This window comes from Succinivibrio dextrinosolvens, assembly GCF_900116345.1.
Classification (GTDB): Bacteria; Pseudomonadota; Gammaproteobacteria; order Enterobacterales; family Succinivibrionaceae; genus Succinivibrio; species Succinivibrio dextrinosolvens_B.
Genome location: NZ_FPAH01000028.1, coordinates 1 through 22,980, shown reverse-complemented (window position 1 = coordinate 22,980; position 22,980 = coordinate 1). Strand labels below are relative to the sequence as shown.

Annotated in this window: 21 protein-coding genes and 6 tRNA genes; 11 read left to right on the top strand and 16 right to left on the bottom strand. The window is 38.6% G+C overall.

Annotated elements, in window-relative coordinates; all coding sequences use genetic code 11:
* Window positions 1-1,184: 1,184 nt before the first annotated feature.
* From BM308_RS09000 to proQ, 6 genes are all read right to left on the bottom strand, one after another.
* Window positions 1,185-1,748, bottom strand: coding sequence for a cell division protein ZapC domain-containing protein (locus BM308_RS09000; RefSeq protein ID WP_074944641.1), 564 nt, complete (start codon window positions 1,746-1,748; stop codon window positions 1,185-1,187).
* Between the two features lie 472 nt (window positions 1,749-2,220).
* Window positions 2,221-3,252 (bottom strand): quinone-dependent dihydroorotate dehydrogenase, encoded by a 1,032-nt coding sequence (gene pyrD / locus BM308_RS08995; RefSeq protein WP_074944640.1) that lies wholly within the window; start codon window positions 3,250-3,252, stop codon window positions 2,221-2,223.
* A gap of 13 nt (window positions 3,253-3,265) precedes the next feature.
* Window positions 3,266-3,496 carry a DUF2835 family protein gene (locus tag BM308_RS08990; protein WP_074944639.1) on the bottom strand — a complete coding sequence of 77 codons (231 nt, stop codon included), beginning with the start codon at window positions 3,494-3,496 and terminating at the stop codon, window positions 3,266-3,268.
* A 4-nt stretch (window positions 3,497-3,500) separates the two neighbouring features.
* Window positions 3,501-6,134: an aminopeptidase N gene (gene pepN / locus BM308_RS08985; protein WP_074944638.1), complete on the bottom strand. Its 2,634-nt coding sequence runs from the start codon at window positions 6,132-6,134 to the stop codon at window positions 3,501-3,503.
* 56 nt (window positions 6,135-6,190) lie between these two features.
* Window positions 6,191-8,242 (bottom strand): carboxy terminal-processing peptidase, encoded by a 2,052-nt coding sequence (locus tag BM308_RS08980; RefSeq protein ID WP_083425524.1) that lies wholly within the window; start codon window positions 8,240-8,242, stop codon window positions 6,191-6,193.
* A gap of 14 nt (window positions 8,243-8,256) precedes the next feature.
* Entirely contained in the window at window positions 8,257-8,940 is a 684-nt protein-coding gene (gene proQ / locus BM308_RS08975) for an RNA chaperone ProQ (protein ID WP_083425523.1), read from the bottom strand.
* Between the two features lie 253 nt (window positions 8,941-9,193).
* Between proQ and BM308_RS08970 the strand changes: the two genes are divergently transcribed.
* Complete coding sequence (locus BM308_RS08970) at window positions 9,194-9,841, top strand: hypothetical protein (protein WP_074944637.1); 648 nt, start codon at window positions 9,194-9,196, stop codon at window positions 9,839-9,841.
* 78 nt (window positions 9,842-9,919) lie between these two features.
* On the opposite strand, the gene nudC is transcribed toward BM308_RS08970, so the two are convergent.
* From nudC to BM308_RS08945, 5 genes are all read right to left on the bottom strand, one after another.
* Window positions 9,920-10,762, bottom strand: coding sequence for an NAD(+) diphosphatase (nudC, locus tag BM308_RS08965; protein WP_074944636.1), 843 nt, complete (start codon window positions 10,760-10,762; stop codon window positions 9,920-9,922).
* Between the two features lie 3 nt (window positions 10,763-10,765).
* A complete protein-coding gene (trxB, locus tag BM308_RS08960) occupies window positions 10,766-11,698 on the bottom strand; it encodes a thioredoxin-disulfide reductase (protein WP_074944635.1) in 933 nt (310 codons plus the stop codon).
* A gap of 1 nt (window position 11,699) precedes the next feature.
* Window positions 11,700-12,377 (bottom strand): M15 family metallopeptidase, encoded by a 678-nt coding sequence (locus BM308_RS08955; RefSeq protein WP_074944634.1) that lies wholly within the window; start codon window positions 12,375-12,377, stop codon window positions 11,700-11,702.
* 155 nt (window positions 12,378-12,532) lie between these two features.
* The gene (mscL, locus tag BM308_RS08950; protein WP_074944633.1) at window positions 12,533-12,973 is read right to left on the bottom strand and encodes a large-conductance mechanosensitive channel protein MscL; all 441 of its coding nucleotides are present in this window, start codon (window positions 12,971-12,973) and stop codon (window positions 12,533-12,535) included.
* Window positions 12,974-12,993: 20 nt separating this feature from the next.
* A complete protein-coding gene (locus BM308_RS08945; RefSeq protein ID WP_074944632.1) occupies window positions 12,994-13,914 on the bottom strand; it encodes a 3'-5' exonuclease in 921 nt (306 codons plus the stop codon).
* A 319-nt stretch (window positions 13,915-14,233) separates the two neighbouring features.
* On the opposite strand from BM308_RS08945, the gene cysK reads away from it, so the two are divergent.
* Both cysK and BM308_RS08935 read left to right on the top strand, forming a co-directional pair.
* Window positions 14,234-15,166 carry a cysteine synthase A gene (gene cysK / locus BM308_RS08940; RefSeq protein WP_074944630.1) on the top strand — a complete coding sequence of 311 codons (933 nt, stop codon included), beginning with the start codon at window positions 14,234-14,236 and terminating at the stop codon, window positions 15,164-15,166.
* 3 nt (window positions 15,167-15,169) lie between these two features.
* Window positions 15,170-16,453: a dicarboxylate/amino acid:cation symporter gene (locus BM308_RS08935; protein WP_074944629.1), complete on the top strand. Its 1,284-nt coding sequence runs from the start codon at window positions 15,170-15,172 to the stop codon at window positions 16,451-16,453.
* Between the two features lie 195 nt (window positions 16,454-16,648).
* On the opposite strand, the gene BM308_RS08930 is transcribed toward BM308_RS08935, so the two are convergent.
* Both BM308_RS08930 and xseA read right to left on the bottom strand, forming a co-directional pair.
* Window positions 16,649-17,455, bottom strand: coding sequence for a hypothetical protein (locus tag BM308_RS08930; RefSeq protein WP_074944627.1), 807 nt, complete (start codon window positions 17,453-17,455; stop codon window positions 16,649-16,651).
* 3 nt (window positions 17,456-17,458) lie between these two features.
* A complete protein-coding gene (gene xseA / locus BM308_RS08925) occupies window positions 17,459-19,036 on the bottom strand; it encodes an exodeoxyribonuclease VII large subunit (protein WP_074944626.1) in 1,578 nt (525 codons plus the stop codon).
* A gap of 276 nt (window positions 19,037-19,312) precedes the next feature.
* Between xseA and BM308_RS08920 the strand changes: the two genes are divergently transcribed.
* The 7 genes from BM308_RS08920 to BM308_RS08895 all read left to right on the top strand — a co-directional run bounded on the left by BM308_RS08920 (window position 19,313) and on the right by BM308_RS08895 (window position 21,009).
* A tRNA-Gly gene (locus tag BM308_RS08920) sits at window positions 19,313-19,388 on the top strand.
* A gap of 8 nt (window positions 19,389-19,396) precedes the next feature.
* A tRNA-Cys gene (locus BM308_RS08915) sits at window positions 19,397-19,470 on the top strand.
* A 6-nt stretch (window positions 19,471-19,476) separates the two neighbouring features.
* Window positions 19,477-19,566: transfer RNA gene (locus BM308_RS08910), tRNA-Leu, on the top strand.
* A gap of 421 nt (window positions 19,567-19,987) precedes the next feature.
* The gene (locus BM308_RS08905) at window positions 19,988-20,170 is read left to right on the top strand and encodes a hypothetical protein (RefSeq protein ID WP_074944624.1); all 183 of its coding nucleotides are present in this window, start codon (window positions 19,988-19,990) and stop codon (window positions 20,168-20,170) included.
* A gap of 19 nt (window positions 20,171-20,189) precedes the next feature.
* Window positions 20,190-20,363, top strand: a complete 174-nt coding sequence (locus BM308_RS13225; RefSeq protein WP_143098593.1) for a type III secretion system chaperone — start codon at window positions 20,190-20,192, stop codon at window positions 20,361-20,363.
* 167 nt (window positions 20,364-20,530) lie between these two features.
* Window positions 20,531-20,716, top strand: coding sequence for a hypothetical protein (locus BM308_RS08900; RefSeq protein WP_074944623.1), 186 nt, complete (start codon window positions 20,531-20,533; stop codon window positions 20,714-20,716).
* The gene (locus BM308_RS08895) at window positions 20,680-21,009 is read left to right on the top strand and encodes a hypothetical protein (protein WP_143098592.1); all 330 of its coding nucleotides are present in this window, start codon (window positions 20,680-20,682) and stop codon (window positions 21,007-21,009) included. Before BM308_RS08900 ends, BM308_RS08895 begins: the two co-directional genes overlap by 37 nt.
* A gap of 178 nt (window positions 21,010-21,187) precedes the next feature.
* Here BM308_RS08895 and BM308_RS08890 read toward each other — a convergent pair.
* The 3 genes from BM308_RS08890 to BM308_RS08880 all read right to left on the bottom strand — a co-directional run bounded on the left by BM308_RS08890 (window position 21,188) and on the right by BM308_RS08880 (window position 21,481).
* A tRNA-Gly gene (locus tag BM308_RS08890) sits at window positions 21,188-21,263 on the bottom strand.
* 33 nt (window positions 21,264-21,296) lie between these two features.
* A tRNA-Gly gene (locus tag BM308_RS08885) sits at window positions 21,297-21,372 on the bottom strand.
* 33 nt (window positions 21,373-21,405) lie between these two features.
* A tRNA-Gly gene (locus BM308_RS08880) sits at window positions 21,406-21,481 on the bottom strand.
* Between the two features lie 295 nt (window positions 21,482-21,776).
* Here BM308_RS08880 and BM308_RS08875 point away from each other — a divergent pair.
* Window positions 21,777-22,721 (top strand): flagellin N-terminal helical domain-containing protein, encoded by a 945-nt coding sequence (locus tag BM308_RS08875; RefSeq protein WP_074944620.1) that lies wholly within the window; start codon window positions 21,777-21,779, stop codon window positions 22,719-22,721.
* Window positions 22,722-22,980: the final 259 nt, after the last annotated feature.

Sequence of the window (22,980 nt, the reverse complement as noted above, 5' to 3'; positions counted from 1 at the left end):
ATTTTTCAAAGTCATCATTTATATTCTTATTTATGTAATTTAATTTCTTTTCAAAAATTACATTTTTGTAATTCTTATTACAACTTTTTATTTTATGAAAATTACCGATATTTATCGATACAAATATATCAAGTATACAAACATAGTTAATAACAATATTTATCAAATAAATGTTTATACTTCATCATGTTAGTTATATTTTAAAACAGAGTTAATTATAAATATATTCTGTAATATGCTATATTTTCATACAGACATAATATTTTCATAGTCTTATAGTTTTACATAGTTTTTTATTATCTATCCCCTTTTTAGTTACATAATTTACAAAAATCCCCCATCCAACAGATTAATCTTGTTTTACCAATGTAAAGAAGGCATAGATAAATTCATAAATATTTATCTAAAATATATAGTTATTCACACTTTTATATTCTGTGAATGATGTAAATAATGTATACTTAAGCTGTGAGCAGATAATAAACCAAGATCAGAGATATAATACTTTTCGGAGTTTCTTATTTATTACTGTAAAACAGGATCAATCTAGTGATTTTCTCCAAAAGCAGGATCGGTATTCAACAGAATTTAAATAAAAAAGTTCAGTAAAATAACTGAACTGAGAATGGTAGAAAAAACTACTACAGCAAAAAGGATCAGAGGCTACATAATTTATGTAGCCTCTGATCTTTTTACCTCTTGCTAAACATCATTTTCTTATTGAGACCTACCCTTTCAGATTTCAGAATCTAACTATTACTCTATTACTCCAGGGATTAACATTCCCTATCTGTTCAGGATCAGTTCAGTTGGATCATTAGGATAGATATGAGTTTATGTTATTAAGAAAGGCATCCCTATCCTCTTTACTATCTACAAGATGGCTAATGAATACAGGATCAAAAACAGAAAGCTTTATAAAGGAACAGCAGGAGCTATATTTAATTGCAGGTTCGAAGAAGGCTCAACAAGATCAAAATCAATTCGCAAGCAATAGGATCAATAAACAGCATCAGAGAAGTCAGGATCAAATGAGAAGATAAAAGAGGCCCCTGTACAGTATATGAACTTAATTATTCTCAAGGACAGGATCAAAAAAAAATCCCTCAAGGATGGAGCGTCCCTGAGGGAGAGAATGGTCTTAACTAACGTTAAGAACTACAGCAAATTAGGAGAAAAATTCTTTAAGCGTATCTAACACGACGATCATTTGTACCAGAATAAATATCGCCAATGCATTCTGGACATACTCTGATCATCATTCCAATCTGATAACCTCTATTCTGTTCCTTATCTAAGATCAGCTCCTCTGAAAGAAGCATCAGTCTTACCATGCCGTCAGCATCTCTTTCCTCAAGAACCAGGCAGTAGCCTGCTGTTCCGGCTTTTGAATAAACTATTACAACATCTCCCCTTGCAAACTCAACTGCAGGACGATCAAGAGCCAAAAAGTACCTGCTGGTTGGAGCTGCTGGTCTTGTAAACTTCTCACAGGCCACTGCGTTAAGTCCAAGATCAAGGGCAAAGCTTTCATTCTTTAAAATTTCATACAAACCATCTTGGTAATCTGTCAGTAAATTTGCATCTTCGATGCAGAACTGACTGTTACTGTCAGGACGAACAAACAGATCTTCGATATTGTACCTAGTCTTGAAGAGATAGGACTTACCTTCATCTGTTGTCAGATTAATACTTAGCTTACCGTCGTGATAAGTCCATGTACAATCATTCTGAGGGCTAATAACCATCTGTTTTTGCTGTCCTTATTCAGTTTTTTGTAATTTGTAATTCATTTTCATTTTAGCTTATAAACTGAAGAAAATAAACCAAATGAAAAACAAAAATTATTTTATTTGTTAATAACTGATCTGTGTATCACACTTTTCAGCAATTTTTATTTGTAAATGTCAATATGTTTTTATTATTTTTTTCTTTTGAGACAATATTACTTGACTAAAATTATATTAGTCTTATGTTGTTACTTTTAATAAAGTTAATTTTGATTATTTTTTTTATTCTTTATAATTACTAATTTCTTAATTAGTAATCTTAGAATTTAGTTAGCAGAAAAGAACATAGAACAGATTATTTTGAATATAGTTTGAATGAGTATTTAAAGTATTTTCTTTTTAACTCTCCTCTTTCCTATTTACTCTATAAAAAAGCCCCGCCAGTAACAAAATTGGCAGGGCTCATAATTGATTCGATTTAGCTCGAGATTTAAATGTTATTAACGATATTCTTAATAACAGCAGGACCTCTGTAAATCAGTGAGGAATAAATCTGCAGCAATGTTGCCCCATCGCTGAGTCTTTCTCTTGCATTGACAGCATTAGAGATACCTCCGACACCGATAATAGGGATCTTCTTATCAATGATTTTTGCAGTTTTTCTAAGTGTTTCTGAGCTTATATTTCTCAAAGGTTCACCAGAAAGACCTCCCCACTCCTGAGCATGCTCCATACCATTGATAATGTCACGTCTGGTGGTAGTATTGGTGCAGGTTAAGCCGTCAATCTCAAGATCAAGACATACTGAGCACAGGTTCTCTAAAGCCTCATCTGTTAAATCAGGAGAAAACTTCACAACCAGCGGAACATATCTTCCGGAAGTGGCGCTGATATTCTTCTGCTCGGCCTTGATTGGCTTCAGAAGATTATATAGTGGCTCTTTAGCCTGAAGCTTGGTAAGACCAGGAGTATTAGGACAGGAAACATTTACCGCTATGTAATCAGCATAAGGATATACCTTACGCAGACAGATAAGATAATCATCTACAGCGTTATCAAGAGAAGTGGTCTCGTTCTTGCCGATACTTACACCTAGAACGCCCTCGTAGGTACGTTTTTTCAGATTCTCTACAAGATTATCCACGCCCTTGTTATTAAAGCCCATGCGGTTAATAATGCCCTGCGCACTTGGAATTCTGAACATCCTTGGCTTTGGATTACCATCCTGAGCCTTTGGAGTTACTGTACCAACCTCAATATGACCAAAGCCTAAAGCACCAAAGAAATCTACAGCCTCGGCATTCTTATCAAGGCCTGCAGCAAGTCCAAGCGAATTTTTAAACTCAAGGCCCATAGCCTTTACAGGACGAAACTCAATATTCTGTGAGAATAAAGGCAACAGAGTCTTGTTAGAACAGGCTCTGGCCCCTCTTAGAATCAAATCATGTGCAGTCTCAGGTTCGAGCAGAAATAGAAGCGGACGAACCAGTGAAGGATAGAGACTGTATGGGATAAACTGCATATAAATTCCTTAGCTAATCTATCTGAATCAGCTTTACAAACTTGTTAGAGCTAGTGGTAACCAGTTCAAAGGTGCCGTGAATTCCATCCTCGGTGGTAAACTGTTTCAGATGATTTGCATCAATATCAATTACCAGACCTTCAAATGTACGTACTCTTACCCTCTGAAAGGTTCCTTTGTAAATAGACAGTAAAGTCTGTTTACTCATTGATAAAGAGAAACGGTAGCGGTTTTCTCCAAACATAGCTCTACTCCTTTAAGGCAGTGCTTACCTTCTCATAGATAGAACGTGACAGTTTAGGCATCTGCATCAGCGAATTAAGGTTGTTTAAAATCATTCCCTGACGCTTTTCATCAAGTCTTCTGAAGCTTAAAAGCGGTGTCAGAATACGAGCTGCAACACTTGGGTTGATCTCGTTTAGTTCGCTAATCTGCTTACACAGAAGATCATAGCCTTCTCCTGAAATATCGTTTAAAGCTACAGGATTTGATAAAGCCATAGCTCCAGCCAGAGCTCTTACTCTGTTAGGATTCTTGCCGTCATAGCTTGGGTGTGACAGCAGTCTCTTAACATTGTCGATTGCACTCTTGTTTGGTACTGTTGCCTGAACTCTGAAGAAATTATCGAATACCAGAGCATCCTTTGACCAGTCTTTTTCAAATGACTTCAGAATCTCGCCCTTGCAATCCAGATCAAGATGCACCGCATCAGTCATTGCCTGAAGTCTGTCAGTCATGTTCTTTGAACTGTTATAGTGGTTCAGAACAATTTCTGAGGCTTCTGACTTCTTTTCCATAGCACACTTGGCAACAGCGATCATATGCAGAGCAGAGTTGTTGATAGCACGTCTTCCCATATCTGCAACGCTGTAATTTGAGCTTGAAGCTTTGATTTTGCCGTATAACTGAATAAACTCGTTTACAAGAGCTACTGCAACCTTTGTTTCAAGAGCATCATGTGCGTATTTGATTGCATCAATATTGATTTTATCAAAGGTTTCCATCAGATTTGCAATACTCTGAATCTTCAGAGTCTCATTTATCAGGATCAGATCACTTTGTGAATCAACACTGTCTAAAATAGACTTGTATGAAGCAATCAGTTCTGAAGGATCCTTTAAAACGCCATCCGCAGCTGCAATCTCAAGATTGTCGTGAACATAACGGTTCTGCATGGTGGTTGCACAGTCAACCTTGATAAAGGCATCATCACAGAAAGACAGCATATGCTGCAGCTGTTCCATTGTATAAGGAGCATCAAGCTTAACTGGCGCGGAGAAATCACGAAGAATTACAGGTAAAGTATCCTTGTCCAGAGTAAAGCGGTATTCCTGCTCGTTTTCATTGAAAATAATAAAGCCGTCAGATGATAGCTCAGCAGGATGAACATCATGTCCATCCTTGTCTAAGAAGCTTAGTCTGATAGGCATATAGAAAGGCTCTTTTTCCTTCTGATCACGAGTTGGATTGGTATGCTGAGAAAGCTTTAATACCAGATTCTTATTCTCCTCATCATAGGTCCATAAAGCCTTGACATTAGGAGTACCGGCCTGAGTATACCAGCGTCTGAACTGAGACAGATCAACTCCGGCACTCTCTTCGAAACAGCATAGGAAATCTTCGATGGTTACAGCCTGTCCGTCAAACTTATGAAGATAGTCATTCAGAGCCTTTTTGAATCTGGTTTCACCGATCAGAGTATGAATCATGCGGATAATTTCAGCGCCCTTATCATAGATGGTTACGGTATAGAAATTGTTCATCTCCATAACCTCTTCTGGTCTTACAGGGTGAGCCATTGGAGAGGCATCTTCGGCAAACTGAGGGCCACGTATTACGTTAATTGCATGTAAACGGGTTAATGCACGGTTTGCAACGTCTGAGGAGAATTCCTGATCACGGAAAACTGTCAGACTTTCCTTTAATGAAAGCTGGAACCAGTCTCTTAAAGTAACTCTGTCACCGGTATAGTTATGGAAATACTCATGACCGATAACACTCTGAACATTATAGAAAGCGGTATCGGTTGCACAGGTAGGATCAACCATTACATATACTGAGTTAAATACGTTAAGGCCCTTGTTTTCCATGGCGCCGAAATTGAAGAAATCAACCGCAACAACCTTGAAATTATCAAGGTCAAACTCCAGTCCCCAGCGATCCTCATCCCACTTCATGGAATCCTTGATTGACTGCATTGCCCATAGGCCACGTTCGTAGGCGCCTCTATCAACGTAAAGTTCAAGATCAACCTTGCGGCCAGACATTGTTGTAAAGGTATCTGACACAATATCAAAGGTTCCTGCAACTAGAGCAAACAGATAACTTGGCTTTGGGAAAGGATCTTCCCAGATTGCATATGGACGGTTCTTTTTAGTACCTCTTTCAATCAGATTACCGTTTGAAAGCAGAACTCCACAGCCGTATTCAGGGCCAATAATAGTTACCCTGTATTTTGCTAGGACATCGGATCTGTCTAATGAGTAGGTAATTCTGCGGAAACCTTCTGGCTCACACTGAGTACAGAAGGTTCCGTTTGACTTGTATAAGCCCATTAAAGATGAATTGGCAGACGGATTGATTTCATTCTCCAGCTCGACTGTAAATTCATCTGGTACAGAAGGGATTTCAATACCGTTTTTTGACTCTTTAAACTTATAGCTAATACCGTCAACCTTCAGGTAATTCAGCTTAAGCTCTTCGCCGTTTAAAACCAGCGGAGCCTTGGTATCAGTTGTTAATCTCTTGAATTTTGTTACATTCTTAACAATAGTTCTGGTGTCATCCAGAGTAAAGGTAAGATCAATATCAGTTGCTGTAAAATTTGGTGCTTTGTAATCTGTTCTTTTCTGTGCCTTGTAGGTATTGCGCTTTTCTGTCATAAATCACCTTTAAAAATATGGAAAAGCCCAACATTTAGCTGGGCTTTATTTATAATTTATTCTGCAGCCTTATGCGCCACAATACTATCGCCGTCAGTCTTTTTTCTGATCATATCAGCGTAGTCGGATGCAATATTAACGGTCTCAAGAAGAATCGGATCATCATATTCAAAGTCTGTTGGCAGATCTTTTACTGATTTAACCGGATCCTTACCCATTGCCTTAAGTCTTATATTTGTATTCTTAAGTGCAGTTTTCTCATCCTCATCAAAGAGCTTCTTGCGCTTATCAAAGTTAACAGTTATAACCTTTCCTTCCTTAAGCTTAAAGTAACGCTCTCGCTCGGATTTGATAACGTTGAATACAGGATCTTTCTCAATTCTTGCCTTATACTGCTCAGTCAGTCTTTCAACAAATCTGTCAGGATCAGAGTAGCGGCTGTAATCAGCCTTTGAAATCTTATCCCACTTCAGAGCATTCGGCTCATTCTTTTCACCAAGCTCTGTAACATCAATCATAGTTGGAAGAACTATATCCGGAGTTACACCGCGAAGCTGTGTTGAACCGCCATTGATTCTATAGAACTTGGCAATGGTGTAATGAATAGAACCAAGATCAGAGCCACTTAAATCATAAAGTCTGGTTAAAGGACGACTCTGCTGAACTGTTCCCTTTCCATATGAAGTATCACCGACAATCAGAGCTCTGCCGTAATCCTGAAGAGCTGCTGCCATAATCTCTGAACTTGAGGCAGAAAGACGGTTGATCAGAACAACCAGAGGACCATCGTAGTCAATATTCTGATCATCATCCTCATAAGGAACTTCGTTTGAGTTCACATCACGAACCAGAACAACCGGACCTGACTTTATAAACTGACCGGTGGTATATACAGCCTCAGGAAGCAGACCGCCACCATTGTTTCTCAGATCAATAATGATTGAGTCGACATTCTGTGCCTTCAGCTTATCAATTTCGCGCTTTACATTCAGATGAAGATCTGTGTAAAAACTTGAAATTGTAATCACACCTACTTTCTTGCCGTTGTAGGAACTGAAAACCTTTGACTTGGCTTCCTTGTCCTGAAGTCTGATCTTGTCTCTTACAATATCAACATTAAAGGTCTTGGTTGCTGCACCTTCGCCTCTTTCAATTTCCAGAGTAACTTTAGTGCCCTTCTTACCCTTAATCTGTTTTACGACCTCAGTAAGTCTCCAGCCGATAATATCCTCAAACTTACCGTTCTTCTGCTTAACACCTATAATTTTGTCCTTTGGCTTTAACTGCTTGGACTTTTCTGCAGGCGAACCAGGAAGAATTGACTCGATAACAGTATATTCATCTTCCTGAGATAAAACGGCTCCTATACCTTCTAATGACAGATTCATGTCATCATTGAAGTTTTCTGACTCAACAGGACCGAAATAATTGGTATGAGGATCTATTGCAGTTGCAAAAGCATTTTCAAATACTGAGAAAACATCCTCTGAGGTTATCTGGGAGAGTCTTCTCATGGAAGCTATATAACGGTTTCTGATTCGCTTTGTAGCTTCCTTAGGAGTCTTGCCGTTTAAAAGCTGAATTTCATACTCGTTCTTTAGCTCCTTAAGCCACAGATTCTTAAGCTCTTGCTCTGTAGCAGCATATGGAGCCTTGGTTCGATCAAGCTCAATAGACTCATCCTTCTTAAGATCAAGAGGAGAATCTAAAAGACCGATCATATAGCTGTATTTTTCGTAACGCTTCTTAATGTTCTGATTATAAAGATCATATGGATAATTCAGATAGCATTTATCCAGACTGTTTATAATCCCTTTGGTATTAGCATAGATAAGATCTACTTCACCCTGAGTATATAGAGAATGGGTGTAATCCAGATATGACATAAGTCTGTCAATCACATTGGTTGCAAACTTGTCATCCACATTGACAATTTTATAGTGAGCTCTGGTAAAGAAATTGTAGATTCTGGAGCAGGCTGTATCGTGCCTAGGTTCAGGCAATAGAACAGGCATCTGCTCTGCTGTAGGAATTGTAAGCTTTGCTTCACAGACACCTAAACCACCGGCAAACATACAGGCCAGTGCTATTTTTGCTAATTTATTCACTTTAAGTTAGTGCCTTACTTTGCCTTTTTTGGAAGTAATACTCTATCTAATGGAAGATTTACGGTAAGACCTGATTTAAGAGTTACGTAAACAGTATCCTTAACAGCGTCCTGAGCTACAACACCCTTTACAAAATGCTGTTCAGAACTTAAAACGATAACTTCAGTTCCGTTCTTTAAAGCCTCTGCAGTTGCCTTGTCACCTTCAACCTTAAAAGGCTTCTTAGTACCCTTAGGGCCATTCTTCTTAAAGAACTTCTTAGCAGGATTCTGTTTCTTAGCAGGCTTTGTAGCCTTACGCTTCTGATTGATTTCCTTGATCTTTTCTGCAGCATACTGAGCATGCTCGGCATTTACGGTGTCACCGCACTCGTTACCGTCAAGATCAATTCTAGCAGCACCTTCTTTTACAGAATAAAGGTACTTTAGACGAGAGGTATATAGACGTAGTGCTGCACGAACTTTTGATACAGAAAGACCTTCAATTCCAGAAATTCTTTCTTTAAGCTCATCAAAGATACCTATCTTTAAAGGCTTGCAGTCACCTTCCTTCACAAAAGCCTTAGGGAAAGCCTTGTATAGAAGCTCCATTGACTCTTTTACATGTTCAAAATGAGAACCAGTCTCTGCGGTCTTCTCTGCAGCTGATTCCTTAGCATTTTCTACAGGCTGCTGTAGTGCGTTTTCCTGGGTTTCCACAAGAAACTCCTTTTATAGTTATTAAATGTAATGCAATGCTATATTTTAATTTAGATTATAGAATTTGTGAATTGAAAATTACATAAAATAGAGCTAATTCAACAATTTTTTGTACATTACATTACTCTAGCACACAAAACTTTGAAAAAAATTTGCGCTCTGAAAATTTAAATATACAAAGTTTTCAATCGACAGCTATTAATTTGGTAAAATTTCAAGGTTATACGATTACGAATTAGGAGATATACAGAAAATGTCAATGCCAGAGCGCTATCATCCAGAATGTCCTCCAGATGCCCACAAGGTTATCAGACCTCCTGAGAAGGAAGTTTTTGCAACCTTATGTGTTTATGTTCCTGACACAGAAGAAGCAAACGGAATGGATAATGTTACCGACATTCTTTCTATGATGAGTAAGACTCCTCTGATCCTCTGTTCTGATAAGATGAAGGAGCTCATTCTCAAGAATGCGGAACAGGCAGAGATCAAACCTGATTTTATTCGTGTACTAGACGATTCAGCTAAAGCTTCAATTGCCTACACAGATGGAGCTGTTGGACCTACTCTTGATTTTTTCAACATTGCTAAAGATGGTGAGATTGCAAAGGATTTCTTAAAGCTTTTACAGAAGAAATGCTTAATCTGTCTTGATACCATGTCAATGTTTATTCTGAGATCAATTTCAACCGTTTATCCTTGGGATGAGCTTCTGGCAAATCAGTTCCTAGGACAGTACACAGCTGCATTAAAGGATTTAACCGAGGATGATATCAAGCTTCTTACTGATGTAAGATACGGCAGATTTGATGCACTCAAGGTTGAAGAAGAAAGCAAGACTGCTTACAAGTTCCTGCGTCTTGAAAGAAAACTGTTCCTGCAGTACCCAACTGAAGACGATTAGTATATTAAAAATAAGCATAGGTTCATGCATATGCATATTCCTATGCTTTTCAATTCATCTTACACTTTAAAACCAGATTTATTTCTTAAGCTCGAATCCATGCTTTTTGAAATTGTTAATCATGGTCTTGGTCAGAGAAATAGTAGACTGAATCTCATCTATATTCTCACGGGAAATCCAGAATGCTTCAGCAAGTTCGCCCTCATCACGAGTAATACTGGTGTCACCGTCAACTCTGGCCATAAAGCCAAAGAGAATATTACTATCCAGTCCCCAGGGTTGAGAGCCGCAGTAGGTTAAGTCCTTAATCTTAAGACCAACCTCTTCCATAGCCTCTCTATGAGCAGTCTGTTCAGGAGTCTCACCTATCTCACAGAAACCGGCAATTAAAGCAACACCTCGATATGGTCTGTCTTTATATCTGGTAACAACAATCTTATCTCCGTCGGTGATGCCAACTATTACAGCAGGAGCAATCTTAGGATAGATGATATTACCGCAGTTAGGACAGCATAATGCACGCTCTGATTTAGAATGGGTAGTAAGAGAACCGCATCTGCCACAGTAACGATTATTCATATACCAGCTATAAAGATGGTATGCAGTAAAACCGGCGAAGCACTCAATTCGAGGATTATCCGAACGCAGAACTGTATTGCGCTGCCATTCAAAGCCCTCAATATTCAGTGAAGAGCAGGAATCGTTAAACAGAAAATAAGCATTCTCATCTATAGAGAAAAGGTAAATAAGCTTATCTTTAGGAAAAGAGAACGCCCTTGGAAATTTAAGAGGAGATGTTTTTCCATCTCCCTTCACATAAACGTCCCTGTCTTTGAAGGCAAGAACAAAATCTGTATCTTTAGGAGCTCTTTTTAAGGAGAATTCATTCTTAAAAAGATGCTCACCGATATCCTGTAACATAAATTAACCTAAAAGATATTTTTCAACATCCAATGCGGCTTTGCAGCCCTCGCCTGCAGAAGTAATTGCCTGTCTGTAGATTCTGTCAGCACAGTCACCTGCAGCAAAGACTCCTTTTGCGGAAGTTGCAGTTGCACTGCCAAATCCAGTCTTAATGTAACCATCCTCAAGTTCAAGCTGACCTTCAAAGATTGAAGTAGCAGGAGCATGACCTATGGCAACAAACACTCCATCTAAAGCAAGATCTTTCTTCTGGCCCTTAACATCCAGCTCAATACCTGTAAGCTTAGAACCATCTCCCTTAAATTCAGTAATCTGAGCATTAAGAATAAACTCAACCTTGCCAGAATCAACCATTGAACGAAGCTTATCCACCATAACCTTTTCAGATCTGAATCCTTCTCGTCTGTGAATCAGATAAACCTTCTTGCACATATTAGTCAGATACAGAGCCTCAACAAAAGCGGCAGATCCTCCACCTACAACAGCGACTTCCTTATTTCTGAAGAAGAAACCATCACAGGTTGCGCAGGCAGATATGCCCTTTCCCTTATAGGTCTCCTCTGAAGGCAGTCCAAGATATTTAGCTTTGGCACCAGTAGCAATAATCACAGTTTTAGTTTTTAAAACTTCACCTGAGGATAGGGTTAACTCCTTAATCTCTCCGCTAAAATCAACCTTGGTTACAGTATCTGACACCATTTTTGTACCAAGGGATACAGCATGTTCCTGCAGAGTCTGCATCAGCGAAAAACCATCAGGAGCATCCTTTCTTCCTGGCCAGTTGCCGATTTCAGGAGTGGTTGTAAGCTGGCCACCAGGTTCAGGACCACTTAAAAGAACAGGAGACAGGCCGGAACGGCATGTATAGATTGCGGAGGTCCATCCTGCAGGCCCAGAACCAATAATTACGGTGTTTAAAACATCTTGGGTCATATTAAGCTCCTAAAAGATCTTTGTAATGTGATTTAGCATATTCAATTGCATAAGGTACCCATGGCTCATTAAATGAAGACAGATACTCAACGGCATCATCCAGTTTGAATGAGGAAATAAAATCGCAGGCCTTTTTTTCATAGGAAATGTGCCATGGTTCATAGCCCATCGAGTTTTTACCAGAATAAGGTCTTTTAAAACCAAACTTGTTGAGGGCATTCTTCAGATAGACATCAAATTTATAGAAATAGTTGCCCTTCTGATATTCTCTTGCAGTAAGTTCAAGCTGCTTTCCCTCTGGCAGCAGGTTAGAAGCATAAATATCAAAATCCGTTCCAAAATGATGACGGGAAAAACCAGGAATTGCAGAAAATCTTACAATTTCTAAAACCTTCCGTTCATCGGATAGTCCAGATATATCCATTGGTTCTTCATTTTCATCTAAAACAGGTCTTTTACCGTTGAACTTATCTTCAAAAATCTTAAACTGCTTGTAAAAACTTCTGTATGCGGATGCGATTTTAATTTCAAAACCATTGTCATAGGCATCAGAAAATAAAGGGCCTAGAGCCTTTACTGCATCTCTATCTCCCAAAAGAACAATCATTCTTTTAGGATCATCTTTGAAATTAACGAGCTTGCTGTCATCAAGACCTAAGAACTGCTCTTTGCTGATCACTTATTATTTCCTTAAAAAAAACGGATACTGATACTTACTATATTCCTATTGGCAAAATATTTCAGTGAGAGAATGGCAAATTGAAAAAAATTATTCTGAGGGATTAAGAAATTAACCGAAGGATCAGAATATCCTTCGGTATTATTTAGACAGAATTATTTATTCTGATCCTTTAAAAGATCTCTGATTTCACGCAGCAGCTGAACATCAGCAGGATCGGCAGGAGCTTCTGCAGGAGCCTCTTCTTCCTTGATGATACGGTTCTTAAGGTTGATGAGCACCTTAATTGTCAGGAAGATTGCAAAGGCGATAATCAGAAAATCAAGAACATTCTGCAGGAACACACCATAGGTTAGAACAATTGCAGGTGAGGTATCGGTCTTATCCTGAAGAGTTACAGCCAGGTCCTTAAGATCAATATTTCCTACGAAAAGACCAACCAGAGGCATGATTACGTCAGCAACCAGTGAGGAGACAATCTTGCCGAATGCAGTACCGATTACCACACCGATGGCCATGTCCATGACGTTTCCTTTTACAGCGAATTCTCTGAATTCCTTAAAGAAGGACTTACCGCTTGAAACGATGTCTTTCATATATACTCCTTAAATTTACATCAGTTATTTTCTAATTTGTATCGAGTCTTGGCTTTATATTCGACAATCCTGATATCAAAATCTACAGAACCGTCCTTATAGGTATCCTCGATAATCTGTTTTACACGGGACGCCTCATCTTCATCCTGATAGTAACGGGACCAGGTCTTGACAGTACCGCCGTCAAACCTGAAGCCCTTCTCCTTGAGGTTATCCTTAAACTTAAATGTATTACCTCTAATAATCACACGATAGCTGCAGCTTAAGGCAGAGGAGACAAGCTCACTGAAGGCTGCAGGAACCTTGAACATAATCCATAAAAGAGCAAGGCAATCCACATAGGCCCTGTGAGCATCATAGAAATAGCCTAAAACCATATTGAGAAATTCAAGCTTAGCGCTTGAGTATCCGAGCTTTTTCCAAGGAATCTCCTTTAGAGAGCAGGCCCAGGACAGAGTAGTTAAAGACTTGAAGCGTTTCTCAAAGAAAGGTCTGTCAAAAGCAGCGTTATGAGCAACAACAAGAGGTCTTCCGGTTAGAAATCTGGCTACCATTTCATCATCAAAATGATGACCTGCAACCATATCATCAGTGATATGTGTCAGTTCAGTGATTTCTGGAGGAATCGGCTCGTTTGGATCTTCAAACTCGTCATAATATCTGTCGACAGTTAAAAGCAGCTTTCTGTCTAAAGAAAAAGTAGCTTTAACCATACCAAGCTCAATAATTTTGTTTTTTACAGGATCCATGCCCGTAGTTTCTGTATCTAAAAAGACCACAGAATATACCTTTTCATTTGGCAGAGGATCGTTTAAGACAATTGGAAAGTGGGTATCTACACCAGTTATTGTCAGAGGAATTTTTTCTAGTAAACGATAATTTTCAGGATGTGCTGTAATCCTTTCAATCATGTTCAAAGGGAAGCTATTATTATCTTGCATGAATACTCTGTATTTAACCTGATTAAACACCGACATCTTCGCGGCGCAGAAAACAAATCTACTTAATTACTTGTATTATATCCAATTTCATCCTTATGTTACGTTTTTTTGCAAAGAATATGATCCAAAAGCACACATTTATTTTTATATAAATATGCCCTCTTTCAATACAAACCTTTCCTCTTGATTTTAAAGAAAATTTATTCTCTTTCTGCTTTAATATAGTGCAAACATTAATGTAAAAATAATTCCCTATTTGAATATGTTACTAGATATGGTTACATATAGATAAATGAATAGAATTTACAAGGAAAGGAAAATGAAATATTACAAGTCTGCAATCGAACTGATTGGTAATACTCCACTGGTTGAACTGCAAAACCTGCAGAAGAAATTCAATCTTAAAGCAAGAATCTTTGCAAAGTTTGAAGCTCTCAATCCATCAGGATCTGTAAAAGACAGAGCAGCTCTTTATATGATTAAGGAAGCTCTGGCCTCAGGAAAGATCAATAAAGACACAAAGATCTACGAGCCAACATCAGGCAATACCGGTATCGGTCTCGCTCTTGTATGTGCAAATCTTGGACTTGATGTTACCCTGGTGCTGCCAGAGACTATGTCAGTTGAAAGACGTAATATTTTAAGAGCCTACGGTGCTAAACTTGTTTTAACCGAAGGCGCAAAAGGAATGAAGGGCGCAATCGAAAAAGCAACCGAACTTGCAGCAGCATCTGATAATACCTTTATTCCTCAGCAGTTTGAAAATGAGGCTAATGTTAAGGCTCACTATGAAACCACAGGTCCTGAGATCTGGAATGACACAGATGGAAAGGTTGACATTTTTGTGGCTTCAGTAGGTTCAGGAGGAACCGTGAGCGGCACAGGAAAATATCTAAAAGAGAAAAACAACAGCATCCGAGTATACGGTGTTGAAGCAGCTGCCTCTCCTGTACTGAACGGAGGCAATGCCGGCCCTCATAAGATTCAGGGTATATCAGCAGGCTTTATTCCTAAGATCTACGATAAGACCGTAGTAGATGAAGTTATTGACATTACTGATGAGGAAGCCTTTGACAACGGCAGAAATCTTGCACAGACAGAAGGTCTTTTCATCGGTATTTCCTCAGGCGCAGCCATCAGTGCAGCAATTAAGCTGGCACAGAAGGAAGAAAATGAGAACAAGCTGATTGTTGTTGTTCTTCCAGACAGCGGCGACAGATATCTTTCAACAGCTCTATATCACCAGGACTAAACTATGCTTTTCAGAACTTCTCGTATTCATGCGGCAGCCGCTACTGCCCTGGCAAAAGTTAGCGGAAAAGGCAGAGCCATCACAGCGACCTTATACATAGGAGCACTGATTGTTGGTACTTTAATCGGTTTTGCAGGTAATACAGACGTTAATGCAGTAATGGATTTTATTGCAACTGTATTTACTAGATTATTCAGCTTTATTGCAGTACCTATCATTGCAGTATCACTGATTTCTACTCTTGCAAATCTGTCAAAGAATTCAAAGGGTGGAACCATTTTTGTTCACACCATTTTCTATACCCTGTTAACCACAATTCTGGCAGCTCTGCTAGGTGCTGTACTTTTTGCGACAATAAAGCCTGCAAATGTACCTGCAGCCTTATCCAACAGTGCCGCTGATGTGGTTTCAAAGTATGAATCTCTTTCATATCTTGAGCATATTCAGAACATTATTCCAAATAATCTTCTGCAGCCATTTGTTGCTGGTAATGTGCTGTCAATTCTGCTGGTTGCTGCAGCTTTTGGACTTGGTATTGCATCTATGAAGGAAAGCAAAAACAAGGAAGCACTGATTTCTGTAATTACAGGCTTCCAAGAGCTTTTGTTCATCCTGATCCATTGGCTGATTAACATTCTGCCACTAGGCATCATGGCCTTTACCGCACAGCTAGTAACCCAGCTTGAGGCAGGAATCATTTTAGGCGGTCTTGCAACCTATTTTGGTGTGGTTATCAGCTCAAACCTGATTCAGATGTTTATTATTCTGCCACTGATTCTTTTAATCAAAGGACTGAATCCAATCAGGATTGCTCGTGGTATGCTGCCAGCTCTTGCAGTTGCCCTGTTCTCAAAATCATCAGCAGGTACACTGCCTGTTACCATGGCATCAGCTGAAGATAACCTGCACGTTGACAGAAGAGTCTCAAGATTTGTCCTTCCAATCTGCACCACCATCAACATGAACGGATGCGCAGCCTTTATTCTTATTACTTCTGTATATCTGCTGCAGAATGCCGGTATTGAGATTGGTTTTGATACCATGCTGGTCTGGGTATTCATTGCAACCTTTGCTGCTATCGGCAACGCCGGTGTGCCTATGGGATGCTACTTCCTGACTCTGTCACTGGTATCCTCAATGAATATTCCTGTATCTCTTATGGGTATCATTCTGCCAGTTTACGCAGTAATTGATATGATTGAGACCTCATTGAATGTATGGTCAGACTCATGTGTTGCCAACATCGTGAACAAGACCATGAAGGACAAGCTTCCTGCTGAAGCATAAAAAGCAGAGCTTACCAAGATTCAAAAGAATGGCTGGAGTTATACAACTCTAGCCTTTTTTGTTTTTGCAGGACACTTTTTGGGGAAGTCTACCCAAAAGAGAAATTCTGTTCTCTGCAGACAAACGTTGACATGCGCCCTAGAATAATTGGGCTTTGGAGGCAAAGACAAAAAAGAGTTTATTTATATCTATCATCTAGTTTAAAAGCTTGGATTTGATACCGTGAGATACATGTTTCCTGCCTAAAACCTCACCTTTCATAGAAGGGAACCATTCTTTCTTTGGCTTTGCGGTAATAAGATCATCAACAGAAATAAAGAGTCTTGAGTTAACTTCATTTGGAGCAACAGTTCCTTTGGTAAAGATAAACTCAATCCCGTCTGGAAGCAGCACAAAATTTCTAGGATCAACCTCAATCTGAGCTTTAATCAGATACAGATTCTTATACCCGTATTCCTTGAATTTATTGAATACAAGATTTGAACATGTCATCGCTGCAAGAGTAGGATCTTCAAAAAGATCCTCAAAATGAACAAACTTCTTGGTCTCAAGATTAAAGTTATAAACATCAGTAAGAGTTGCCTTCTGATCTAAAAACTCCTGTTTAACAAGCACAATGGCACACATAAAACCGAGCTCTTTAATCACACGAAAATCAAAGGTTACATCCTGATAGGCAATGTCTCTTTGGATAAACAGATCATCACTCTCATCCTCAAAATCCAGATTATCTGTTATGTAGCCAATATAATCATGCTCAAATTTACTTACATAGTAATTCTCAAAAAAACGGCAGCTCCTGGCATATGCCTCATCCTTACACAGGACAGGTAAATGAAAGGTTGAGGTGGTATAGGACATATCAATGACATCTTCATAGGTGCTGCTATCAAAAATGACGTCCTTTGAGTCGGGCTTATCCAGTTTTGGAGGAAGAGTATTGGCCTGAACACCAGAAATACAAAGAGTCAGCACCAACAGGAATTTAGTAAATAAACTCATTTATTAAGAGTCCTTATCATTCTTCTGAATTTCTATTACCTCTGATTTTACCCTGCCGTCACAAAGCATTGTAGTAATTACATCTCCCTTTTTTAAGGAATCAGTGTTAACAACATGATTGTTCTCATCAAAGGTGACCGAGTAGCCACGATTAAGAATGTACAGGGGATTAAGAGATGTCAGCTTGGTAACTGTCCTGATGTAGGTCTGATTCAGAGTATTAAGTCTTTCATCGGTATCCGACTGAATTACCTTATTAACCAGAGAATTCAGTCTATCACTAAGCGTACTTACTTTTTTATCAATAAGACTGTTTAAGGACAGAACACGATGATCAAAATTCAATCTGTCACGAGCCTGAGAAAACTCACGATCAAGTGCAGAATTCATTCTTACAAGGCAGTTTTTAACCTTTGATGATTCCTGTTCAATGTAATATGAAGGCTCAAAAACAGAAATACGACCCTTAAGAGAATTTAATCTGCGTTCAAAATCAGTGACAAGATCAGATGATGCCCTGTCCATTCTGTTAACAAGTAAATCAACCTGCTTTGAGATATTCTCAACATACATCCCTGGAGAGGAATTCTTAAGTCTGCTGCACAGATGATCAAGATTCATGCTCTCGTAATCATAAATTCTGTATATGGCATCAGTAAGTTTTTTTACATACTGTTCAACAGAGTAATAAAGATCTGATCGTAAAACAGAGGATACAAATTCAGCTGCTCTCGTAGGAGTTGCAGCTCTCATATCTGCGGCAAAATCAGTAAAAGCATAATCAGCCTCATGGCCAACAGCAGAGATAATAGGGATCGGACATTCTGCCACGGCCTTTACAAGATCTTCATCAAAGAAAGCCAGAAGATCTTCAAAAGAACCACCGCCACGACCAATGATGATTACATCACACTTATTATGTTCGATAGCAAGATTAAGTGCACTTATCAGAGACTGAGGGGCATTTGCCCCCTGAACCAGTGAAGGATAAAGAATAATGTTAATCAGAGGATTTCTGTGTTCAATGGTCTTGATAATGTCTCCGGCTGCCCTTCCATCAGCTGAGGTTACAATACCAACGGTATTAACAAACTGAGGGATTTGCTTTTTCTCTCTGGAAAAATAGCCCTGAGCATCAAGTTTTCTTTTAAGCTCATTTAATCTCTCCATAATCGAACCGATTCCAAGTTTTCTCATGGAATGAGCAATAAATTTAAACTGACCGTTTTTGGTAAAAAGGCTGATATTACCGCTTAATTCAACCTTATCTCCAGATTTAGGCACAAAGTTCAGTCTATGGCTGTAGCTTTGCCACATAACACAGTCAAGAGTAGAACCGTCAGATGAATCCTTGAGTTTGAAGTATATATGGTTGTAGTTTTTTATCTCCGAGATTTCACCGTAGATAACAAACGGACCTAGAGTTTTAAAAAAAGAATCAGTCTGATGCAGAAACTCGGAGACACTCCATGAACCGTCGGAAGGTCTGCCTTCCATGGAGGAATCACTTAAAGAATTGTTTGTTGAAGATGATCTTTGCTCATCACTATCAAGCAAAGACTCATCATAGAATTGTGGCATAGAATTCTCCTTACAGAAGAATTGTACCAAAAGAAGAAAATATGAACTAGAAAAAGAGGTAAAAACGTTTATTTATGTCGCTTAATATACTGAACAGATTTTAATCTTTGCACAAAAGAATAGCTTATTATACACAGGTGATTTATATGCCCTTTATATAGGCTTTTATTACAAATAATGTTTAATAACAATACGTTAAAAAAACAAATTAGCAAATTTTTTTTAAATATTTTGTTGACATAAAAAAAATATCCCTTATAATGGCACACATCGGATGCGGGAATAGCTCAGTTGGTAGAGCATAACCTTGCCATGGTTAGGGTCGCGAGTTCGAACCTCGTTTCCCGCTCCAATGTTGATGGCGCGTTAGTAAAGCGGTTATACATCGGATTGCAAATCCGCGAAGTCCAGTTCGACTCTGGAACGCGCCTCCACTAAATGCCCAGGTGGTGAAATTGGTAGACACAAGGGACTTAAAATCCCTCGGAACTTATACTTCCGTGTCGGTTCGACTCCGACCCCGGGCACCACTTCTGATTTCAAGCCAAAGCCAATTTTTTCAAAAATAAAAAACTCTTTTTGTTGCCTATTGCAACCTATATTCTTCTTATTTTCTTTACTCAATCCTCATTTTTCTCAAATAAATCAAAGTTGCCTAAGACTCCAGAAAAACAATTCCAATACTCAATCTCCTGATTTATCTAATATTTTTTCAAGTAAATATCTTTGGTAGCACAAACTAATCTAAAAATAAAAACAAGTAATCTCATTAGGAAACGTAATTTGGGATTTACCACTCAATTTTAATTTTTCCTTATTTGTAGTTGAATTACACAAACTATTATTTAAGTATATTTGTGTGGAATTCAGTTGTCTTCAGTGTATGCCTAAGAAAAAATTTTTTACGATAAATCTGTTTGTTAAATAATCTTTGTCGGTGTAATAATTAGTATGTCTGTTCTGGATGATTTGGTAAACGTTTTCGCTAAAAGCTATGACTGTGAAGTTGATATGCTTAAAAATGGATTGGGCGGCAGTATCAAAATGGGACCGGTATCCCTGAGAATGATGGTTCAGCCAGGAAGTGATCTTCTGGTATTGCAGCTTCCAGTAGGACTTCTCCCCCGAAGATAAAGTTTTACGAGAGAAATGTATGTTCATCCTTTTAAAGGCAAATGATCTTTATTCAGATACTAAAGGAATGACTTTAGGCTACAACGAGGATGCTGAACTTATTACCCTACAGAATAAGTATGACTTTAACAAAATCAATCAGGATAAGTTTGATGAACTGGTCTTGAACATCATGTCAGAAGGTGTTGAGTAGATGGGAAGACTTGATCCACATAAGATTGAGACAAATCTGAATGAAGAAAATTCACAGCAGAATGCATCTAAGACTTCAGACTTACCATCTTCAAACTGGTTGTCACTTTAAAAGTTTTAAATCATAACAGTTTGTTATTTTAACAAATTTTGTTAGGAGGTATGCATATGACAATTATCAATAACTCCGATGCACTTGTTAATGCAATTAAAACAAACAGCTATCTGACAATTAATGACAGTGGAGAGATTGTAAAACAGTCCACAATCGAAGGAATTTTAAGTAAGATTGGAGATTTTTCTCCTTTAGCAGTACTGTGTCTGCAAGACAGGCTAAGCTTGATGCTGCAATGAATAAAATGCTCAGTACAGCCAGTCTGAAACCAGGAGATGTTGGAGAAATCTCTAAAAAACTGGTGTCATCATTTAAAAAAAAGCTTCAAATAACTGCAGCTAATCTTAACGATTATGAAAAAGCATCAAAAATGCCGCCAAATATAGATTCTTTTGCCAAAAGCATCATAAAAGATGCCTCTAACTATGCAGTAAATTTTCATGAACTAGACGGAGAAAGTAACTTTCCAGATCTCTACGAAGAGTTTATGGATAAGGCTATGAGTGAGCTGGAAAAATATAATGATTTATAATTCATGACAATCCTCAGTCCCTGCTGAGGATTTTCTTATTCGAATAATCCTCGCCTACCACTGAATCTGCAGCAAAATAAAAAAACGAACAAAAACAAAAGAACAATATAAAGAGTTTACAGATAAACTGTTTACAACATTTATATTCTATGGGATTTTTAAAAGGAGAGTTTAAATCTGGAGCGGGAAACGAGGTTCGAACTCGCGACCCTAACCATGGCAAGGTTATGCTCTACCAACTGAGCTATTCCCGCACTCCGATTAAGAGAAGAAGTCATAAAGTACATTGGAGCGGGAAACGAGGTTCGAACTCGCGACCCTAACCATGGCAAGGTTATGCTCTACCAACTGAGCTATTCCCGCACTCTGATTATTAGAATAATTCCAAATTTTATCTGGAGCGGGAAACGAGGTTCGAACTCGCGACCCTAACCATGGCAAGGTTATGCTCTACCAACTGAGCTATTCCCGCATCCGATGTGTGCCATTATACAGATCTAATAACTCAAATCAAGAGATTTTTTTAACTAAATTCAAGCAAATCTAAAGAAAAAGCAAATATAAGCCATTTTGTCATAACGGCAAAATTTTGCCGACAGTTTTCTCGTCGATTAATAAAATATATTATTCAAAGATTAATTTTATATTTAATTATCAAGTAGATACAAAAACTTTTACACATAAATTCACAATATGGCACGCAAATTTCATATATCTTCAGGCAAATAAAAAAGACAATAAAAATTGTCAAAATAGGAGAGAAAAAAATGGCTTTGTATGTAACTACTAATGTTTCGTCTTTGAACTCGCAAAGACGACTTTCAAGTGCTACAAAATCACTTGATACTACCTACCAGCGTTTATCCTCCGGTCTGAGAATTAATTCTGCCCGTGATGATGCAGCTGGTCTTCAGATTTCAAACCGTTTAACCAACCAGATCAACGGTCTTAAGCAGGGTAACCGTAACGCCAATGACGGTATTGCACTGTGCCAGACTATGGAAGGAGCGTTGGACGAATCAACCTCTATGCTTCAGCGTATTCGTACCTTAGCAATTCAGGCTGCCAACGGTACAAATACCCAGATCGATAGAGACTCTATCCAGCAGGAAATTTCACAGCTATCAGCAGAAATTACCAGAATTGCTTGTAAGACTTACTTCGCCGGAAGACAGTGTCTGGCTGGTATTAACGGCGCTCATAAGGGTGGTGTTCTAGATCAGTCCGGACGAGTAACCTTTCAGGTTGGAGCATACGCATTTGACACCCTGTCCATTCAGATGGCCGAAGGTTTTACCCTATCAGGCATTTATACAATGTATGGTGGCGCACCAATCAGTGATACGCTGGGTAAAGCAGATATCTGCTCAAACGGTCTTTACATTAATGAGGCAGGATTCTTCGAATTCAACTGCTATACACAGGATAATGCCGAATACACCATCCAGGCAATTGATAACCTGATCAATATTGTCGACGGCAAGCGTGCTGAACTCGGTGCTATCCAGAACCGTATGGAATCTACCATCCGCAACCAGGAGAACGTTGCAGAAAACGTAAGTGACGCACGTTCAAGAATTCGTGATGCAGATTACGCAGAGGAATCCGCTAATTTAACTGCGCAGAATATTCTGCAGCAGGCCTCCACTACTGTTTTAACCCAGGCAAACCAGAGACCATCTATAGCGATGAGCCTGCTATCTGGAGGCTAAGCAAAGAATTACAAAACCGTAAAAGGTTTCTCTCCTGAGCATTATGCTCATTGGCCGGGCAGGCATCTACCCGGCCCTTTTTTTATTCTTTAAGGAAAATTCTTAAGAAATATCCTTCCTAAGTGTCAAAAAACGGCATACTAGTCGTATCTTCATATAAAAACTGATCGGCAAAAAATTGCCGTTTTTATGTTTTAAATTAATGAATTAGCTTGCCACTTCTGGCATTTCGATTAATCTTTATCAAATTATTCTTATC

Bases quoted from the DNA above. Each gene is read 5' to 3' on its own strand.
- mscL (WP_074944633.1), bottom strand. From the start codon at position 12,973: ATGAAAGACATCGTTTCAAGCGGTAAGTCCTTCTTTAAGGAATTCAGA.
- BM308_RS08930 (WP_074944627.1), bottom strand. From the start codon at position 17,455: ATGAGTTTATTTACTAAATTCCTGTTGGTGCTGACTCTTTGTATTTCT.
- BM308_RS13225 (WP_143098593.1), top strand. From the start codon at position 20,190: ATGTTCATCCTTTTAAAGGCAAATGATCTTTATTCAGATACTAAAGGA.
- BM308_RS08970 (WP_074944637.1), top strand. From the start codon at position 9,194: ATGTCAATGCCAGAGCGCTATCATCCAGAATGTCCTCCAGATGCCCAC.
- cysK (WP_074944630.1), top strand. From the start codon at position 14,234: ATGAAATATTACAAGTCTGCAATCGAACTGATTGGTAATACTCCACTG.
- BM308_RS08905 (WP_074944624.1), top strand. From the start codon at position 19,988: ATGTCTGTTCTGGATGATTTGGTAAACGTTTTCGCTAAAAGCTATGAC.
- trxB (WP_074944635.1), bottom strand. From the start codon at position 11,698: ATGACCCAAGATGTTTTAAACACCGTAATTATTGGTTCTGGGCCTGCA.
- pepN (WP_074944638.1), bottom strand. From the start codon at position 6,134: ATGACAGAAAAGCGCAATACCTACAAGGCACAGAAAAGAACAGATTAC.
- BM308_RS08945 (WP_074944632.1), bottom strand. From the start codon at position 13,914: ATGCAAGATAATAATAGCTTCCCTTTGAACATGATTGAAAGGATTACA.
- BM308_RS08990 (WP_074944639.1), bottom strand. From the start codon at position 3,496: ATGTTTGGAGAAAACCGCTACCGTTTCTCTTTATCAATGAGTAAACAG.
- BM308_RS08900 (WP_074944623.1), top strand. From the start codon at position 20,531: ATGACAATTATCAATAACTCCGATGCACTTGTTAATGCAATTAAAACA.
- nudC (WP_074944636.1), bottom strand. From the start codon at position 10,762: ATGTTACAGGATATCGGTGAGCATCTTTTTAAGAATGAATTCTCCTTA.
- xseA (WP_074944626.1), bottom strand. From the start codon at position 19,036: ATGCCACAATTCTATGATGAGTCTTTGCTTGATAGTGATGAGCAAAGA.
- BM308_RS09000 (WP_074944641.1), bottom strand. From the start codon at position 1,748: ATGGTTATTAGCCCTCAGAATGATTGTACATGGACTTATCACGACGGT.
- BM308_RS08875 (WP_074944620.1), top strand. From the start codon at position 21,777: ATGGCTTTGTATGTAACTACTAATGTTTCGTCTTTGAACTCGCAAAGA.
- pyrD (WP_074944640.1), bottom strand. From the start codon at position 3,252: ATGCAGTTTATCCCATACAGTCTCTATCCTTCACTGGTTCGTCCGCTT.
- BM308_RS08935 (WP_074944629.1), top strand. From the start codon at position 15,170: ATGCTTTTCAGAACTTCTCGTATTCATGCGGCAGCCGCTACTGCCCTG.